We start from the raw sequence: 17,578 nt of genomic DNA on the forward strand, positions 1-17,578 counted from the left end.
ATAGCAGTGCTGGATGTTCCACATTGATTCGAATAATTAAGTTAGAGAAATACGGCTCTGATGAATCACTAGACGGCGTCGGCTTCCACGGATCAGATCCGGCGACTTGAGGTGTTACTCTGGGACAATTCGATCACTATCCGAAGGAAACCGTGATGGCGGTGTGGTTGGACTCCGTCACAGGCCCACTGAAATCACTCAATCTAACGCTGTATGGCGATTCATCAGAGCCAAAATAGGCTATTTAGAATGTCTCAAATATCCTGGTCTGCAGACTTCTTCCAATTCGCAGAACTCAATCAATAACGGGACAACGATCTCGTCACAGTGACTGCCACGATCTCTATTGGTCCGATCCAGATCTAGCTGACGACTTACTTGAACCAGCCAACTCAGTTCCAACGATACGCCGAAATGTCTCCGATTCTCGAACCACTCGATCCCGAGGTGGTTTACTCAGTGGAGCAAAGAGAGAACTAGCAAGAACATAGTTGAAGCTACACTGGCGCAACAGCGAGCACGTGTGGCGGATTTTTATGAAAATGAGAAAAAGTCCTTTTTATAATCTTTTCTTTCTGAGTCGCTTGATCCGTCGTTCTGTATTGGGATGGGTTTTGACTAACCAGTTCAATCGGCGAGTTGGTAACGGTAAACCACCGAAATCAGGCTGCTTTTGTGGAGGTTCAACGATCGAGAGCGGCGAAATATCTGCATTGCGGAGATCAGTCGAAGGACGCTCTGAAAGTGTTGTATCAATTTTTTCAAGTGCAGTTGCCAGACTAGCCGGATCACCAGTAATAGAGATTGCACCGCTGTCAGCGGTGAATTCTCTTGTCCGAGAGAGTGCTGCCCAGCATAAGACAGCTACAATCCAGATTGGAAGTATCAGAATCAACCCTACCGTTATAAATAAATCTGTACTATCAGCACGGCTTGGCTGCCCATATTTAACACCTACCGTTGAATCTGAAAATAGACGAAAAATACGTTTCGTTGCTCCGATAGGTAATGATGCGATAGTCATCACTACCATGTCTCGATTTTTTATATGAGCAACTTCATGTGCCATAACGGCCTCAACCTCACTTTGGTCAAGTATTGATAATAGTCCTTCACTAATAACAAGTCGTGCAGTTTGTGGTCTGAATCCCGTTGTGAAAGAAAAAGGTGTTTCAATTGGAGCAATATAAATATCTGGCACAGGAGTCGAGACTTGATGAGCGACTAATTGAACGGTATTCATCAATTCTGGATGCTTATCTTCTTGGATATGAGTAGCATTGACTGCTCTGATCGAGTGTGCAGGAGCATGTTGTTCACCCCATAGAAGAAGAGTCAGAATACAGGTACCAGCACCAGAACCGACCAAGAATAGGGTTTCAGTAGACGGCAATTCCGGCGGTTGGAGCAAAATAGCATAAATGAAGAATAAAGAGGTAGATACAATACTACCAGAAACAACAGCTGCCAGAAGGGCTGTTATTCCAAGCCCAAGAAGCGTTATCCCTATCAAGCTATACAAATAAACTCTTTGAGCATTCGTTTCCATTACGTGCCACATGAGCGCCTTCACGACTTTCCTTCTTTGATTTCGCTGTGATATTCATTCCTTGATTCCGAATTCTCACACGAGCCTGCCAGTTTACTGTTGAATATTTCATCAACCATGACGTTGGGCGTGGGCCTTCAAAAAGAAGGTGTCAGCTTCGAGTTCTAGATTTAATCAGTCTGCGACGCGCTCAAGCGTCTTAAGAGCATTAATACGGCCAGCACCAAGCCCAGATGTATATTCGCCGGAAAGTTCTATCGCACCTTGCTCAATCGCCTGATGGACACGCCGTGGATGGAGATCAGGGTTGAGTTCACGAAGGAGACATGCTAGACCCGATACCTGAGGTGCAGCCATCGATGTCCCGGATACGTAGTCGTAGTGCGAACCATGGATGTCTTTTGCAACAGCTGAAAGTACTTTGTTCGTTGAACCCGGATATTCAACCCTCTCAGGCTTTGCAAACTTTGTTTTCTCAGATGTTTCGTAGCCACCACCAGGTGCGGCAACATCAACTGTCCTATCTCCATAATTCGAGTAGTAGCTTCGCTTGTCGGTAGGTCCGGTTGCGGCGACGGTAATTGTTCCTAGAGTATCGGCTGGCAAAATGTACTCCGTTTTTTTGTTCAAATTGATTCCTTGGTTTCTAGCGGCAGCTACAACGACGACACCATGCTCAATCGCGTATTGGACCAGACGGCGATACGCAGTAAAAGCCCTACTATTAGACGGGAACATATGTCCAAAGCTGAGGTTAATTACGTCGACACCTATCTCAACTGCATAATCGATCGCGAGAAGAGTGTCGGTGATCGTCCCTACGAGTGTGCCAATGAACTCGTTGATCCGCTCGAAGAACATAGTGCGAAGCGAGACGATATTCGCATTTGGTGCCATTCCGATGATACCAGTATCGTTGCCTACAGCAGCAGTGATCCCGGCAACGGGAGTGCCATGTCCAGAAACATCGCCAGCGACAGGCTGAGTGATCGACGATACTACTGAGTTAGTTCCTGGCTTTTCGGCGACAAGAACTTCGTTGCTTCCCGAGTGAATACGACCATATCGAAAGAGGCGACCTCGGCTAACGTCGATATTGGGTTCGAGTACTGGATGTATATGACTGATACCACTGTCAATGACTGCAACTGTCGTTCCCTTGCCTGTTGCCAGATCATGGGCCGCTGCTGTCTGGGTGATCTGTTTGTCCCACTGTTTTTCGTACAGCGATCCGTTAGTGCCAATCAGTTCGTCCTCTGTCCGATTGATCTCATTAAAGGCGTACACCTCATCTGGAATCACATCTTCAATTACTGCCATTGACTGGAGCTGGTTGAGCCTATCTTCAGGCCCTTGGATGATAAGAACCGATTTCTCAGCAAGTTCATGTAAGATTTCGAATCCAGCCTGTGTGATTCGAGTTCGTAGGTTGGAACCGCCCCCAAGAACAATATATAGATGTTGTTCATCTGGAACTACTCGGTCACTTGCGTTTCCAATACCGATCGCAGTGACTGCCATACTGCTTCCTACGATACTTTTAATTATTGATCGTCTTGAGTAGGGTGTAACCTTCCCCATCATAGTACTAATAAAAGAACCTTCTAATAATGATGTTGTAATTTCATTCCATAATAATGTTCTGGTGTATTAGTATACTATACTAATATAATATTTTATGCTTTTTGAATTCGATTTGCGTTTTTACTGCTTACTGCATCTCTGTTATTGGTTGCTGTCAATCAATTCACTCAAACTAAATTATATGTAAAGGTTGCCATAAAGGTAAAGAATAACTATACCGGATGTATATTTAAACTACAGAAGTTAGTAAGATACAAAATATTAGGTTGGTAAATATTAATGTATGGCGAACCAACTTAGCAATTCCAGACGTAAGGTGCTGAAGACAATCGGCGCAACAGGCGCACTGCTAACAGCAGGTTCAGGACGAGTGTTAGCAGCAGATACTGGAGAGCAATACCCAGAAGTCGATGCCACAATATACAATAAAACGGTTCGGGGAATCGCATCAGTCAATGGCCTTACTGATGTTCCAGGAGTAGCTAAACATCCATCACAAGATCGCGTCGCTTTCATTTCTTCGCGTGGTGAAAGTGCACTTGACCTATTTATTGCTGAAGGAATTCAATCAAAGGAGGACAAAGCAAATAAAGTCTATCGCATTACAGATTCTCCAAAGGCAGGCGTCTATGGGCCAAAATGGATCGGTGAAAATTACCTTTCTTTCCAAAAGAATTTGAAACGATGCGCAGTAGATATCCCACAGTCATATGAGGTGGAAGAAGAAGTAGTACTAAATGAAAATGTTACGGAAAGCAAGGGTGCTGAACCAGCACTCCCCTCAATTCCGACTCCTAACGCAATTCCTTTCACCGTCTGTGTTCCAACTGGTAGAGACCAGTGGTGCGTGAATACTGATCCTATGACTATTGGGGAGCCAAGAGATTGTAATAGTGGACGTACTCCACCCCTTGCCTCTGCGAGTGTGTCAGTTACGCATAAGGTGTTAGGATGGGATGGTTTTGATGTTGTTTCAACACTCTCATTCTGGGCTGGTGTGGAAGAAGATCTAAATGGAGTTTGGGTCGGCACACCAGACGGTGAATGTGCCAGGTTCCACATTGACCCACCTAGTCCAACTGCAGCGGTTGACGATATTGTTGATGAGATTAACGACGTCAAGGGAGATATACTTGATTGGATTGACGAACAGGGAGGACCTAGCCGAGGTTCAATAGGGAGCGAAATTATCGGAGTCCTTCTTTTAATTGTTATTGCTATTATTATTGCTGATGGTGTTCCTGATCCTATCTAACAACAAAGCTTAATACTCTCCCATTCATAGTTATACCTATGATTTCTATTACTGAAAAGATAAGAACACCTCATATTTTTGGTTCGGCCATTATATTAGTAGGTGTAGTCTTACTTTACGATCAGTCAGACCCGATATCATTCAAGGTTTTATACTTATCGCTATTAGCAGCGGCAGTCCTCTCCGGCCTAAAGCACGTTAAACATCACCGAATCTATTTACTCATAGGAGTTTCCGTAATAATATCCTCGGCAGCGAGCATCTATAATAGCATGCCAATCTTATATAGCGTCTCACTTCTAATATTTGGTTTGGTAGCATTGTATTTGTATTATATATCGGTACGGAGATTGTCTTAGCCAAGTTTCACTATCGCCTGCCATCGGTTTCGATAACAATACACAGTCGGGACATGAAAGATACCGCGTGCTCGAGAATCAGCGGGACTGATACCCACAGCTTCGGATGATATGCTAATTCTCAGTACGTCACAAAGCCGTTAGTTAGAACGTCTACTTGCTGAGGATGTGCACTCCAACCAGCAAGCAAACAGTGAACTTTACGGTATTGTTCAGATAGCTGGTTCCAGCAGTATACGTCGCTCTGCAGCCATGCTTCACCGGTTTTCGGTTTGCTTCTGAGATGGTTTCAAAATTGTCATATACGTCGTTTCATCTCTTGGAAGAACTGCTCAACAGCGTTCCGATTTTCGTGTTTTTCGTATCGAAATCGGAGTCCGTATCGATGAAGTGCCGCTTTGAGCTGGGGTGCTAAACCGACGAAAAACACGGCATCTTTAACGTCATGTTCCTCGTGAGTTCGGAGAGAAAGACCGAAGTGACACCTTCGTACCGGGTCGAAAATAGCCTGACATGGAGAATTCATTGGTTTCGGGATCAACAGCAGCGTGCAGCTAGTAGCGTTGATCGTCGAATTGGATCACGGGTTCGTCGACCGTGACGTGATCCGGCTGTTTGCCATCTGTCGGCTGTAGATCGGCTTTCTGCATCGAGTTATGGACGGTCAATCGCGCCCGTTTGACACCGAAACTTTCCAAGACAAATGCAGTATCCGAAAGTAATAATCCGCGCAGTTGGAGCTGAATACTCGACTACATCCGCTCGTGCGGTGTCTCCTCGCGTTCTACAAAGTCTAACTGGATGGCGATGCTAGACCCGCCGAGGAGGTAGAATTCTGGCATAAGTACAACGGAATTCCACCGCCTCACTCCTTCAAACTCTAATCTGAACAGCACCGGTTGGCACAGCCATTGACATACTTGTTTGACGAGGAGACTGGTGCGTTCACACCTCGAGAATAAATCACGTCGTAAACCACAATATCGCACCGTGGGAATCCTCGCGCTTCAGTGCGGAGAGGATGTCAAGCGCTCTCGCCGTCTCTGGCTTCGTTGACGGCGCCGACGATTGCGCCCGAACTGACGATCGACGCGTCACTGTTCAAGACCGTTTCGCCCGCTTCGTCGATGACGAGTGTTACCGGCGTGCCGATGACGTCGTACTGCTGGCGGAACGAGTACGTCGACCCGTGGCCGACGTCCCACGCCCCGTCGTAGTCTTTCCACCACTCGCGGAGCCTGTCTTTCTCGAGGGTCTTGCCGATCGTCTGGGTCGTTATCGAGAGGAATCGAACGTCGTCGTCGATCTCCGCTCTGGCCTCCGCGAGCGGTCCCATCTGTTGTTTGCAGTACCCGCAGTAGGTGACGAAGAAATTGAGCACCGAAATCGTCCCCTCGGGCGGGAGCACCTGCGTCCCGGCCTCGCTCGCCCCGGCGTCGATCGTCCGGACTGTTGGCGGACCGTCGTCTTCGTTCCCGGAATCGCGTTCCGACGAATCGGTTTCACCCCCGAACGACGGCACTCCGGTTTGCCAGAGGGCGACGCCGCTGCCGAGCGTCCCGAGACTGGCGACGCCGGCGATCGCCTCCCGGCGTTTCATCGCGATCCCTCCGCGACTGTCACTCGAACGAGTGTGTTAGCGGGACCGAACATACACGATTGTACGGACTCGACGGAAAAGGACCTTCGGGTTCGAGTCGGATAGCCGACGTGATCGCTCGAGTACGGGTCGAATTAGCTCCCTCCGACGAAACTACTAGGATGTCTCCTCGAGGAGTTCTCTGGCGTTGTGTCGCCAGGTTCTGACGTGCAGGACGTTTAGCTCGAGAACCTCGGCCACCTCGGCGGCGCGGATCGTCGCGAGTCGCTCCGCGGAGGTGATGCCGGCGGTCGCCAGCCGATCCGCGTCGTCGGGGCCGACGCCGGTAACGCGCTCGAGGGGAGTCGGGTGGGGGTAGGGGCGCTCGGGTTCGTCGGCCGACTCCGTTGGCTCGTCCGGAGGAGAGACGTTCTCGAACGCCTGCCAGTCCTCGTCGGCGCTGGCGACGACCCACTCGCGTTCGGCGTCGCCGAGCCCCCGAACCGTCGTCGAGCGCCTGTCGAGGTCGCCGTCGGTTTCGAACGACCACGGCAACGAAAACCGCCGTCGGAGCGTCTCGGCGTCCGACTCGTCGAGGCCGGCCTCGAGCAGCATACGAAAGGAGTAGGCCTTCTCGGCGACCCGATCCGGATCGATGTCGGCTCGCTCGAGGGAGTCGCGGATTCGATCCTCGATCCGCGACTCGTCCGTTCGCTCAACGGCGGCGTCGTTGCTCACGCGGGACACCAGTCTATCCGTACCTCTCGGCGTCTCGTCTTGAAAGTTGTCCCCGACGGGTCGAACGCGGTCGTCGTTGCGGAGTCGAACGCGGTCGTCGTGGCGGGCCCATTTGACGCCGAACGGCGGAATTGCCGTGAGATCGTCACCACCGGTAGGCTTACCACCGCCTCTCGTGACGGTCGAAGTATGGTTCGTGAGAGCATCGACCGAATTGGCGTCGTCGGCGCAGGAACCATGGGCAGTGGAATCGCACAGGTCGCCGCAACCGCGGGCTACGACGTTGTCGTGCGCGATATCGACACCGAACTCGTCGAGAGCGGCTTCGACTCGATCGACGACAGTCTCGAGCGACTCGCCGACAGAGACGACCTCGCCGAATCCCCGGCGACGATCCGCGAGCGAATCGAGGGAACGACGGCCCTCAAGGCGCTCGCCGACTGCGACCTCGTCGTCGAGGCCGCGCTCGAGGACCTCTCGGTCAAGCGGGATATCTTCGAGGAACTCGAGGGGGTCTGTGAGCCGTCGGTCGTCCTCGCGACGAACACGAGCACGCTCTCGATTACGTCCATCGCATCGAGTCTCGACCGCCCCGATCGGGTGGTCGGTTTGCACTTCATGAATCCGGTCCCGATCATGGAAGGCGTCGAGGTCGTCGTCGGGGAGAAGACGAGCGGGTCGACCCGAGAACTGGCCCACGGAATCGCCGAGGAGCTGGGGAAGACGACCTGGGAGTCCGACGACAAACCGGGGTTCGTTACGAACCGCATCCTGATGCCCTGGATCAACGAGGGAATCCGTGCCTACGACGAGGGCGTGGCCACGAAAGACGACATCGACGCCGGGATGGAACTCGGGACGAACGTCCCGATGGGACCGCTGACGCTCGCCGACCACATCGGACTCGACGTCTGTCTCCACGCGACCGAGACGCTCCACGAGGAACTCGGGGATCGATATCGACCGGCCTATCTACTCAAACGGAAGGTCGAGGCGGGTGAACTCGGCAAAAAGACGGGGTCGGGCTTTTACGAGTACGAGTGAGCGTCGTCGGGACGGTCCCGTTGGTGACGGGATCGACGAATCGTTGGGAATGGAATCGACGGGCCATTGATGGCGAGATCGACAACCTGTTAGGAAAGAAATCGACGGGCCGTTGGTGACGGGACCGGTGGACTGCCGGCGCACGGGCCGGCTACTGGTGCAGCGGTCCTTCCGCCATCTCGCTGCGAAGGGTCGAGAGGTTCCCCCGAGCGACGCCCTCCTCGAACTGGCTGATGAGCTCGTACACTTCCGCTCGAGAGATCTTCACGTCGCCGTCGCGGACGACGTCTTCGGGCCGTTCGCGGAGTTCCCGCATGGTGCCGACCGCGAGCAGGTACGGGATCGCCCACGCCGAGAGCTTGTTGCCGCGGTGTTCGGGGATGATCTCGAGATAGCGGTGGGCGTCGTCGAGGTAGGTTTCCGCCCGTCCGGTGACGCGCTTGATGACGTTCGTGACGCCGCCATGGTTCTCCTCGTGGGTGACTTCCTCGACGGGCACGTCTTCCTCCTCGAGCCACTCGGCGGGGAGGTAGACGTTGTTCTCCTCGCGGTAATCGGTCTCGACGTCTTTCGCGATGTTGACCAGTTGCAAGAGCAGGGCGAACGACCGGGCGTTGTCCCGCATCTCCTCGGCTCGATCCGCCGAGACGCCGCGAGCGACGAGCCCGGTGATGAGTGTCCCGACCGTGCCGGCCGCGTACCAGCAGTACTCCTCGAGTTCCTCGACGGTCTGGAGGCGGAGCCCGCCCTCGTCGGCGTATCGGCTCGTGAACATCGCCATCCCGCCGACGAGTTCCCGGACCGGTTCGCGCATGATCTCGCGCGGTTCGTCCTCGAGCGCGTCGAAGGTGTCGAGGACCCGCGGCGTCTGGGCGACGACCTCCCAGTCGTCGGTAGTCTCTTCGGGGATCCACGGCTCGACGTCGTCCATGAACTGCTCGACGGCGATGTCGTCTTCCGGGTCGAGCAACCGGTCGTACGAGTCGAGCAGTTCCGTCTGGGTCCCGGCTGGAATGTGACCCGCGTCCTCGATCGTATCCGCGATTCGACAGAGGAGATAGCCGACACAGATGTGTCCGGCCATCGGCTCCTCGAGTCGGTCGATAGTTATCGAGAACGTCCGTGAGACCCCGTGTACGGCCTCGAAACACCACTCGAAATCGGCGTCCGTCGTCAGTTCGCGCTGGCCCGAAGTCATCTACGTGCAACTCTATTAGCGGGCTTTCCGGAAAAACACCGCGGTCCCGGTTGCGACCTTCAGCGGGGGACAGATACCCGATTTCGGCGCGTCAGTTCGTCGCCTTGCAGCCACTGGTCGGCCCACGGCTGACTCGCGGCCACGCGAGTGAACTCGAGCGGAGTTACAGCAACTGTAAAGGATCGACCGGTCGATACCTCGCGTATGGACTTCGCGCTCTCGGCCGAACAACGACAGATCCGCGAGATGGTTTCCGAGTTCGTCGACGAAGAGGTCGTCCCCGTCGCGGGTGAGATCGACCACGACGACGAGTTTCCGGCAGACCTCGTCGACGAGATGGCCGAACTCGGCTTGCTGGGGATGCCCTTCCCCGAGGAGTACGGCGGCGCCGGGCTCGACTATCACTCCTACGCGATCGGCCTCGAGGAGCTCTCCCGAGGCTCGGGCGGACTGGGGACGATCGTCGCCGCCCACACCTCGCTGGCGGGCAACATGCTCTACGAGTTCGGATCCGAGGACCAGAAAAGCGAGTATCTGACGCCGCTCGCCGAAGGGTCGGACATCGGCGCGTTCGCGCTCTCGGAAGCCGGTGCGGGCAGCGACGTTCCGTCGATGACGACGACCGCGCAAAAAGACGGCGACGAGTACGTCATCGACGGCGGGAAGCTCTGGATCTCGAACGGCTCGGTCGCGGACACGATAACGCTGTTCGCGAAAACGGACCCCGAAGCCGGCAACAAGGGTATCTCGTCGTTTATCGTTCGGCCGGACGAGGACGACGGCTTCGTCGTGGAAGGAACGGAAGAGAAACTCGGCGACAAGGGCTGTCCGACCGCCGAACTCCGGTTCGACGACCTTCGCGTCCCGGCGGATCGAATGCTCGGCGAGGAGGGCGAGGGATTCGTGCAGGCGCTGAAGACGCTCAACGGCGGTCGAATCACCATCGCCGCCCGGGGCGTCGGCATCGCTCGAGCGGCCCTCGAGGAGGCGACCGACTACGCGAACGAACGCGAGCAGTTCGACCAGCCCATCGGCGAGTTTCAGGCGATCAAACACAAACTGGCCGACATGGACACGAAGGTACAGGCCGCGAAGCTGCTCATGCACCGTGCGGCCGATCGAAAGATTCGAGACGAGGACTTCATTAAACACGCGGCGCAGGCCAAACTCTACGCCTCGGAGGTGTCTCGAGAGGTCGCAAACGAGGGGATCCAGATCCACGGCGGCTACGGCTACACGAAGGACTTCCCGGCAGAGCGGTTCTACCGGGACGCGAAACTCAACGAGATCTACGAGGGGACCAGCGAAGTGCTTCGGAACACGATCGGCGATCAGGTACTCGAGTCCTGACGCGAGACGACTCCGAACGACCCGTTCGTCTGTCTCTTTCCGTTCAGTCTCTTTTTGCCCTCCGTCCCTTCGGCTCCGGGCCCAGCCGTTAGCGACTCCCGAGCGTGACCGTCACCGTCCTCTCCTGGCCGTCTCGCCAGAACTCGATGCCGACCTCGTCGCCGGGACGAGTCTCGAGTGCGAGATACGTCCCCAGCGCGTGGCGGTCGGGGATCGGTTCCCCGTCGAGTTCGTAGATAACGTCGCCGCGCTCGAGTTCGTCGTCAGCGGGACCGTTCGGATCGACGCTGGAAACGAGAACGCCGGACGCCTCCTCGAGGCCGTACTCCTCGACGACCGCTCTGGTGACCTCTCGGTAGCTGATCCCGAGATACGAGTGTTCGTACACGCCGTCGTCGGCCAGCGCCGGGACGACGCGACGGGCGAGCGCGGCGGAGATGGCAAAGCCGATGTTGTCGCCGCCGCCGGCATTGACGACGCCGATGGCTCGGCCCTCGAGGTCGACGAGCGGGCCGCCGCTGTTGCCGGGGTTGACCGCCGCGTCGGTCTGGATCGCGTTCGGGAACGGAAACCGGCGATAGGAGACGTCGACCGAGCGGTTGACGCCGCTGACGATCCCCTGTGAAACGGATCCCTCGAGCCCGTACGGCGCGCCGATTGCGAGGACCTGCTGGCCGACGACCGGCGTCTGCTCGCTCAGCGGGAGCGACACGGCATCGTCCGGCACGTGATCGACCGCGAGAACGGCCAGATCGCTGTAGTAGTCCGTTCCGGCGATGGTGGCGGTCGTCCAGTCGCCGCCGATGTACTGGATCTCGACCGAATCAGCCCCGGAGACGACGTGTTCGTTGGTGATGAGATACGCTCCATCTTGCTCGAGTGCGACGAGAAAGCCCGACCCTTGTCCGGTCCCCTCTCCGAGGCGTCTCGGGCTCTCGACGCCGTAGGCGCGGACCTGTGCGATAGAATCGATGACCGCGTCGTAGACCTGCGTGTAGGCTGATTCGCCGGCGAGGTCGCCGTCTACCTCGAGTTCAGTGGACGAACTCCCTGGAACGGAACTCTCCGATTGGGGCGCTGCACACCCCGCCACGACGCCAGTGATGCCGGTCGCGGCCGCGGCGAGATAACGGCGGCGAGTAACGTTGTCCATACGCCACCTTGGGATTCGACCGATATCAAAGCCGGGAAGACGGTCACCGACTCGTGACACTCGAGGACGGGACGTGGGAGCGCCATACGCGATCCGTCGCCGAACGGAAGGGAAAGCGTGTTATCGACGGCGACCCGACACCCCAGATATGACACCCACGGAAGACGCCCGGGAGTTGCTGGCGACGGGGCCGGTCTGTGACTCCTGTCTCGGGCGTCCGTTCGCCGAACGCAGTTTCGGCCTGACGAACGCCGAGCGGGGGCGCGCGCTTCGGACGACGATCGCGCTCGAGGACGACGCGGATTTCGACCCCGTCGAGCCGCTCGAGTGCTGGGTCTGTGAGGGGTACTGCGGAACGTTCGACGCGATCGCCGAAACGATCGTCGACGCGCTCGAGGGGATCGACTTCGCGACCTACCAGGTCGGGAGCCGCATCCCACCGCTGATCGAGGAGAACGAGGACCTCTTCCGCGAGGACGCCGGCCTCGAGCCGGACGTCGGCGAGTCACTCAAACGCGAGGTGAACCGGGAGGTCGGTCGCCGCGTCGGCGCGGAAACCGGCGCGGAAGTCGGGTTCGAACGCCCCGACGTCCTCGCTATCGTCGACCTCGACGGCTTCGATCCGTTCGACCTGCTCGAGACCGAAGCTGGCGAAGCGGGTGGGGAGGCCGCCGTGGAACCGCGGTCGGTGACGAGCCACGCCGTCGACCTGCAGGTCAACCCCGCGTTCGTCTACGGGCGCTACCGAAAGCTCGAGCGGGACATTCCTCAGACCGAGTGGCCCTGTCGGGAGTGTGGCGGAAGCGGCGTTCAGTTGGGCGACGACGGCGAGGAGCCCTGTGACTACTGCGGGGGATCGGGCTACATGTACGACACGAGCGTCGAACAGGTCGTTCGCCCCCACGTCGTCGCGGCGATGGACGGCGACGAGGGTACCTTCCACGGCGCGGGCCGCGAGGACGTCGACGCCCGGATGCTCGAGGGCGGTCGCCCGTTCGTCCTCGAGGTCAAAGACCCGCGAATCCGCGATCCGGATCCGGAAGCGCTCGAGCGCGAGATCAACGACGCGGCCGACGGCGCGGTCGAGGTCGAGGGACTCCGTCTCGCGAGCTACGAGATGGTCGAACGCGTCAAGGAACACGACGCGAGCAAGCGCTACCGGGCCGACGTCGAGTTCGGAGAACCCGTCGACAAAGCGGCTTTCGAGGGCGCGCTTGCCGAACTCGACGGAACGACCCTCGAGCAGTACACCCCACAGCGGGTCGACCACCGACGGGCGAACATCACCCGCACGCGAACCGTCTACGAGATCGACGGCGAACTCAGCGAACCGACGCGAGCCGAAGTCCGGCTTCACGGCGAAGGCGGGCTCTACGTCAAGGAACTCATCAGCAGCGACGACGGCCGCACCGAGCCGAGTCTGGCGGGCCTGCTCGAGGTCGACGCCGAGGTGACCGCGCTCGACGTCACCGGCGTCGAGGGGGAGGACGAACCGTTCGAACGCGAGGAGTACTTCCGGGACGACCGCTCGGCCTGACCGGTTTCGGGTATCGTTTTCGCTGCGCTCGAGCGCGCGACGGAAAGCAACGATTTTGCCCGTCGCCCAACCACGGACTGTCATGTACCAGTTCGGGGTCGACGAAGCCGGCAAGGGACCGGTGTTCGGCTCGATGTTCGCCGCGACCGTCTGCGTGGACGATCTCGAGCGGCTGCCCGACGGAATCGCCGATTCGAAGCGGCTCACGGCCGAGCGGCGCGAGGAACTGGCCGAAACGCTTCGCGAGACCGACGGCGTCCACGTCGGCGTCGCCGAGGTTTCGACGGCGCGGATCGACGATCCCGAGACGAACATGAACGCCCTCGCTGTGAGCGCGCACGCAAACGCGATCGAGGACGCGACGGCGGGGCTCGCGGTTTCGGACCAGTCAGAGAACGCAGCTATTTCCGGCCTCTGTGACGCCTGCGATACCGACGCGGATCGGTTCGCCCGGCGAGTGAGCGATGCCTGCTCGCTCGAGGCGACCGTCGACGCCCGCCACGGCGCGGACGACGACTCCGACCTCGTCGGCGCGGCGAGCATCGTGGCGAAAGTCGAGCGCGACGCCCACGTCGCCGACCTCGCCGCGGAGTACGGCGAGATCGGCAGCGGTTACCCCGGCGATCCCAAAACCCGAGCGTTCCTCGAGTCCTACGTCGAGGAGACGGGCGAGTTGCCGCCCTTCGCCCGCGAGTCGTGGTCGACGTGTGCAGACGCGCTCGCGGCGGCGAATCAGACGACGCTCGGGGGATTCTGAGTTCCCCGTAAATCAAAAAAAACCGGTTTTCCGGGCTCTGTTGAAATCCTCCGTAGTTGATAGAAACTCCGTGCTGAATACAGCACGCATATTCAGCACTCCAAACTGATGGGCAGAATTGGTCGTCGATATGTAGACGATCTCACTATGTCGCCAGCACTCGTATGTGGTGAATTCACAGCTAAGTTTTTAGTTATCTACTGACAAGAAATTCCCATGAAAAACGACGAATCTGTTGAGGGGTATATCGAAACGCTTGCGGGGAGACTCCACGAGTTTGAACAATCGACGACGACGGTGGACGACCAGCATGTGACGGTGTTTCACGACCGTTCGCTGTCGCTCTCGAAGTTTGGATTAGTCGACACCGTGTTCGTGGTCGGCACCGCGGAAACAGCCTATCAGGCACGGGCGTTCAGCGAGGCTGCCTTCGAGCACGGCCTCTCCCTGAAATCGAAACTCCCGCGGGGATTAGGTGGCAACCTCGTCGTCTACCCGATCGTTGTTAGCGAGACAGATCTCGCCAATTGGGTCCAACTGTACGACCCAATACACTGGTCATCCTTCGAGTTTCCTGTCGTCATTGACCCGACCGAGGGTACCGTCGACTACTACGAGTCGACGCGGTTGTGGGGTATAATCTATTACAAGGGCTTCAGGGAGACGGCTGAGACGACACTTAAACCATAGGTTCCTCACGGCGTGGACGGGATGCGTCGGTATTAGCCGAACCAAGGGAAGGTTGAGCAGACGATGGAGAACCACGAGTCGCTATACCGACCGTCCCCATTGAGGGGGAGAGTCGCTTCGACCTCTGGCTAGACCATCTTTTTTAACAAGACCAATGATGGACGCAATCTCTATAGTCAGCACGCACTCCAAAAAACATCATAATTCAAGGATTTCAACAGAGCCGTTTTCCGGCGTTACTTGTCGGTGAGGAGCCGCCGCAGGATATCCCCGTAGGCGGGTCGGGTGATGAGCACGCCGATCAACACGCCGAGGATGGTGATGATGGCGAACCCGCGCAGGTCACCCAGACTGAGCACCGCGAGCGGCGACATCGCGATGATCGTCGTCGCGGCCGCGGCCCCGATGACCCAGAACGCCTTGCGGAAGCGCGACTCGAAGACGCGCTGGGAGTTGACGTCGCCTTCGGACATCACCTCGTCGGCGATGATGATCAGGTCGTCTACCCCCGTTCCGACGACGGCGATGAAGCCGGCGATGTGCGAGAGGTCAAGCGGCATACGTATCAGCGCCGCGAAGCCGAGCAGGATGAACACCTCCGCCAGCGCCGTGAGTATCATCGGCGCTGCGACGCGCCGATCCTGATAGCGACCGTAGACGACGCCGCTGACGCTGATCACCGAGAGAACCCCGATCAGCAGCGAGTAGGTCTTGAACTGGTCGGCCAGCGCCGGCTGGAGCGAGTAGAATTTCCCCTCGGTCATATCGAGCGGTGCGCGCAGTTCGCCGGCCTCCAGGTTGACCGACAGCGCCTGTGCCTCCGAGTACTCCTGGGCGCCCATCTGGAACCTCGGACTCTCCGCCCAGTCTCCGGTGGCCATGCTCGATCCCAGTTGCTGGCTCATCGAGTGTGCGGCGACCGGTTCGCCGTCGACGACTGTGAGCAGACAGTGTTGTTCCTGCTCGTCGTTGAATTCCATCTCGCCGGTCTGTGGGTCCTGTACGCGACAGTTACTCCATCCCTGCTGTTCAGTATACCCCATCTCCCGCATGTCGGATTGGAAGTCCTCGGCGCTGCTATCTTCGACCTGGACGGGGACTTCGTAGCCCGTTCCCCGTTCGGGTTGTCTCGGCGGGTCGACCTCCGCGATGTCGTCGCCGGTGAGGACCGTCTCGTTGACCTGGGTTCCGTTCTCGCCTCCCGGGTGGTACGCCACGACTTCGACGATACCTCGATCCTCGAGTATCGATCTGAGTTCGGCTTCGCCCATCTCGGGTACCTCGGTGACGACGTAGTGCTGATCGCTCATCTCCGCGTCGGTTACCTGCCCGCCGGAGAGACCCGCCTCGTTGATCCGGAGGGTGATCGTCTCGATGATGTCGTTTCGAGTTTCCTGCGTGACTCCCTCCCTGACGTCGTCTTCGGACGCCCCGACGTCGGCGTCCTCGAGGGCGGCGACGAACGCCCCCTCGCTCACGTCGTCGACGAACAGTTCGACGCTGACGGTGCCGTCGTCGTGGACGACGACGTTCGCGTCGCCGATCTCGAGGTCGAGCGCCTCGTCTGCGTACAGCGACTCTTCGATCTCGGTTATCCGATCCTGATCGGCCTCGCCGTCGGAAACGACGCCGGCGTCGACGTTCTCCGCGGTCATCCCGACGACCGGCGCGCTGATTCGCGTCCCGCCCTCGAGACCGAGCCCGTACTCGAGGTTGATCGGGTCCTCGGTCCACGACTGGTTGCTCTCTCCTTGCGAGGCGTAGCTGCTGTCACCCATGACGCCGCCGGGGAGAAACAGCGCGACGACCGCGCCGAGGACGAACACGACGAGCAAGAGAACGCGCCAATTCTCCTTGAGGAACGCCGTCGGTTTCATCGATTGATCCCCTCGAACTTGTACCAGCGAAGCAGACTGAGGTTCAACATGTAGGTGTTCATCAGATCGGCTGCCAGCCCGACGAACAGGATTGTCCCGATCGAGGCCAGCAGTTCGACGCCCATGATCGTCGCCGCGATGGCCATCACGAGCATGGCGACCATCGAGGTAATCGTCATCGTGACACCCGTTCTGATCGCCTCGTTCGTACTCTCATAGAAGCTCCCGCCACGACGGAGAACGTGATTGTTCAACAGGATGTCGGAGTCGACCGAGTAGCCGATCAGCATCAACAACCCGGCGACGGTCCCGAGCGTGAGCGGAATGTTCGCCAGATTCATGAATGCGAGCGGGATCACGAGATCCGAAAACGCCGAGAGGATGATCGCGATCGACGGGACGAACGTCCGAAAGAGCAAGAACGTGATAACGCTCATCCCGACGAACGCGACGGCGATCCCCAGCAGCGCCGTTTGCTGTGCCTCCGCGCCGAAGCTCGCCGATGTCGAGGAGGACTCTTGGATGACCTCACTGTTGCCATCAGCTGGCGCGAGGTTCTCCTCGGCCTGATCGGTCAGCGCCTGTTGGTCCTCGGACGTGAACTGGATGATGTACTGGTTCGACGCCCCCGTCGACTGAATCGACTCTGGTTCTTCGTCGAACGCGGTCTGGATCGCCGACTCCGAGTCCGTCGTCTCGACGGTCAGTTCCGTGCCGCCAGCAAAATCCATTCCGAGTGCGACGGGCGTTCCATAGACGGTATACGCGACCAATAGAATAGCCAACGCGACCGCGAGGAAAGCCAACGGAATCGCCGCGAGTTGCCGGTTACTGTACCGGGTGTACTCGATCTCCGGTACGTCGAAATACCCCATATACGCCCCACGTGGGTGCCCCCGAAAGTAAGC

14 protein-coding genes and 1 pseudogene are annotated in these 17,578 nt (G+C 57.7%); 6 read left to right on the top strand and 9 right to left on the bottom strand.

Annotated elements, in window-relative coordinates; translation table 11 throughout:
• Positions 1-559: 559 nt before the first annotated feature.
• Together BM348_RS11345 and BM348_RS11350 are read right to left on the bottom strand one after the other, a co-directional pair.
• On the bottom strand, positions 560-1,549 hold the full coding sequence (locus tag BM348_RS11345; protein WP_175507169.1) for a M48 family metallopeptidase: 990 nt from the start codon (positions 1,547-1,549) through the stop codon (positions 560-562).
• Between the two features lie 174 nt (positions 1,550-1,723).
• The gene (locus BM348_RS11350) at positions 1,724-3,070 is read right to left on the bottom strand and encodes a S8 family peptidase (RefSeq protein ID WP_175507170.1); all 1,347 of its coding nucleotides are present in this window, start codon (positions 3,068-3,070) and stop codon (positions 1,724-1,726) included.
• A gap of 346 nt (positions 3,071-3,416) precedes the next feature.
• Between BM348_RS11350 and BM348_RS20640 the strand changes: the two genes are divergently transcribed.
• A complete protein-coding gene (locus BM348_RS20640; protein WP_139231184.1) occupies positions 3,417-4,388 on the top strand; it encodes a hypothetical protein in 972 nt (323 codons plus the stop codon).
• A 576-nt stretch (positions 4,389-4,964) separates the two neighbouring features.
• On the opposite strand, the pseudogene BM348_RS11355 reads toward BM348_RS20640, so the two are convergent.
• The 3 genes and pseudogenes from BM348_RS11355 to BM348_RS11365 all read right to left on the bottom strand — a co-directional run.
• A pseudogene (locus BM348_RS11355) lies at positions 4,965-5,589 on the bottom strand (IS6 family transposase); the annotation flags it as partial.
• Between the two features lie 182 nt (positions 5,590-5,771).
• Positions 5,772-6,347: a TlpA disulfide reductase family protein gene (locus tag BM348_RS11360; protein WP_092904931.1), complete on the bottom strand. Its 576-nt coding sequence runs from the start codon at positions 6,345-6,347 to the stop codon at positions 5,772-5,774.
• Between the two features lie 156 nt (positions 6,348-6,503).
• On the bottom strand, positions 6,504-7,196 hold the full coding sequence (locus tag BM348_RS11365; RefSeq protein ID WP_245779458.1) for a hypothetical protein: 693 nt from the start codon (positions 7,194-7,196) through the stop codon (positions 6,504-6,506).
• Positions 7,197-7,253: 57 nt separating this feature from the next.
• On the opposite strand from BM348_RS11365, the gene BM348_RS11370 reads away from it, so the two are divergent.
• On the top strand, positions 7,254-8,108 hold the full coding sequence (locus BM348_RS11370) for a 3-hydroxyacyl-CoA dehydrogenase family protein (protein ID WP_092904932.1): 855 nt from the start codon (positions 7,254-7,256) through the stop codon (positions 8,106-8,108).
• 151 nt (positions 8,109-8,259) lie between these two features.
• Here BM348_RS11370 and BM348_RS11375 read toward each other — a convergent pair whose 3' ends face one another.
• Complete coding sequence (locus BM348_RS11375; protein ID WP_092904933.1) at positions 8,260-9,306, bottom strand: phytoene/squalene synthase family protein; 1,047 nt, start codon at positions 9,304-9,306, stop codon at positions 8,260-8,262.
• Between the two features lie 204 nt (positions 9,307-9,510).
• Here BM348_RS11375 and BM348_RS11380 point away from each other — a divergent pair, with 204 nt between their 5' ends.
• Positions 9,511-10,656, top strand: a complete 1,146-nt coding sequence (locus BM348_RS11380) for an acyl-CoA dehydrogenase (protein ID WP_092904934.1) — start codon at positions 9,511-9,513, stop codon at positions 10,654-10,656.
• Between the two features lie 88 nt (positions 10,657-10,744).
• On the opposite strand, the gene BM348_RS11385 is transcribed toward BM348_RS11380, so the two are convergent.
• Entirely contained in the window at positions 10,745-11,809 is a 1,065-nt protein-coding gene (locus tag BM348_RS11385; RefSeq protein ID WP_092904935.1) for a S1C family serine protease, read from the bottom strand.
• A gap of 148 nt (positions 11,810-11,957) precedes the next feature.
• On the opposite strand from BM348_RS11385, the gene BM348_RS11390 reads away from it, so the two are divergent.
• The 3 genes from BM348_RS11390 to BM348_RS11400 all read left to right on the top strand — a co-directional run bounded on the left by BM348_RS11390 (position 11,958) and on the right by BM348_RS11400 (position 14,793).
• Positions 11,958-13,346 carry a tRNA pseudouridine(54/55) synthase Pus10 gene (locus BM348_RS11390; RefSeq protein ID WP_092904936.1) on the top strand — a complete coding sequence of 463 codons (1,389 nt, stop codon included), beginning with the start codon at positions 11,958-11,960 and terminating at the stop codon, positions 13,344-13,346.
• Positions 13,347-13,428: 82 nt separating this feature from the next.
• Complete coding sequence (gene rnhB, locus BM348_RS11395; RefSeq protein ID WP_092904937.1) at positions 13,429-14,103, top strand: ribonuclease HII; 675 nt, start codon at positions 13,429-13,431, stop codon at positions 14,101-14,103.
• 216 nt (positions 14,104-14,319) lie between these two features.
• Entirely contained in the window at positions 14,320-14,793 is a 474-nt protein-coding gene (locus tag BM348_RS11400; protein ID WP_217642013.1) for a hypothetical protein, read from the top strand.
• A gap of 236 nt (positions 14,794-15,029) precedes the next feature.
• On the opposite strand, the gene BM348_RS11405 is transcribed toward BM348_RS11400, so the two are convergent.
• Both BM348_RS11405 and secF read right to left on the bottom strand, forming a co-directional pair.
• Positions 15,030-16,670, bottom strand: a complete 1,641-nt coding sequence (locus tag BM348_RS11405) for a preprotein translocase subunit SecD (RefSeq protein WP_092904938.1) — start codon at positions 16,668-16,670, stop codon at positions 15,030-15,032.
• The gene (gene secF / locus BM348_RS11410; protein ID WP_092904939.1) at positions 16,667-17,545 is read right to left on the bottom strand and encodes a protein translocase subunit SecF; all 879 of its coding nucleotides are present in this window, start codon (positions 17,543-17,545) and stop codon (positions 16,667-16,669) included. Before secF ends, BM348_RS11405 begins: the two co-directional genes overlap by 4 nt.
• Positions 17,546-17,578: the final 33 nt, after the last annotated feature.

Source organism: Halostagnicola kamekurae, from assembly GCF_900116205.1.
GTDB classification, from domain to species: Archaea; Halobacteriota; Halobacteria; order Halobacteriales; family Natrialbaceae; genus Halostagnicola; species Halostagnicola kamekurae.

What these genes read in the sequence shown, in the direction of transcription:
- BM348_RS11345 (WP_175507169.1), bottom strand. Translation starts at nt 1,549, where the DNA reads ATGGAAACGAATGCTCAAAGAGTTTATTTGTATAGCTTGATAGGGATA.
- BM348_RS11350 (WP_175507170.1), bottom strand. Translation starts at nt 3,070, where the DNA reads ATGGCAGTCACTGCGATCGGTATTGGAAACGCAAGTGACCGAGTAGTT.
- BM348_RS20640 (WP_139231184.1), top strand. Translation starts at nt 3,417, where the DNA reads ATGGCGAACCAACTTAGCAATTCCAGACGTAAGGTGCTGAAGACAATC.
- BM348_RS11360 (WP_092904931.1), bottom strand. Translation starts at nt 6,347, where the DNA reads ATGAAACGCCGGGAGGCGATCGCCGGCGTCGCCAGTCTCGGGACGCTC.
- BM348_RS11370 (WP_092904932.1), top strand. Translation starts at nt 7,254, where the DNA reads ATGGTTCGTGAGAGCATCGACCGAATTGGCGTCGTCGGCGCAGGAACC.
- BM348_RS11375 (WP_092904933.1), bottom strand. Translation starts at nt 9,306, where the DNA reads ATGACTTCGGGCCAGCGCGAACTGACGACGGACGCCGATTTCGAGTGG.
- BM348_RS11380 (WP_092904934.1), top strand. Translation starts at nt 9,511, where the DNA reads ATGGACTTCGCGCTCTCGGCCGAACAACGACAGATCCGCGAGATGGTT.
- BM348_RS11385 (WP_092904935.1), bottom strand. Translation starts at nt 11,809, where the DNA reads ATGGACAACGTTACTCGCCGCCGTTATCTCGCCGCGGCCGCGACCGGC.
- BM348_RS11390 (WP_092904936.1), top strand. Translation starts at nt 11,958, where the DNA reads ATGACACCCACGGAAGACGCCCGGGAGTTGCTGGCGACGGGGCCGGTC.
- rnhB (WP_092904937.1), top strand. Translation starts at nt 13,429, where the DNA reads ATGTACCAGTTCGGGGTCGACGAAGCCGGCAAGGGACCGGTGTTCGGC.
- BM348_RS11400 (WP_217642013.1), top strand. Translation starts at nt 14,320, where the DNA reads ATGAAAAACGACGAATCTGTTGAGGGGTATATCGAAACGCTTGCGGGG.
- BM348_RS11405 (WP_092904938.1), bottom strand. Translation starts at nt 16,670, where the DNA reads ATGAAACCGACGGCGTTCCTCAAGGAGAATTGGCGCGTTCTCTTGCTC.
- secF (WP_092904939.1), bottom strand. Translation starts at nt 17,545, where the DNA reads ATGGGGTATTTCGACGTACCGGAGATCGAGTACACCCGGTACAGTAAC.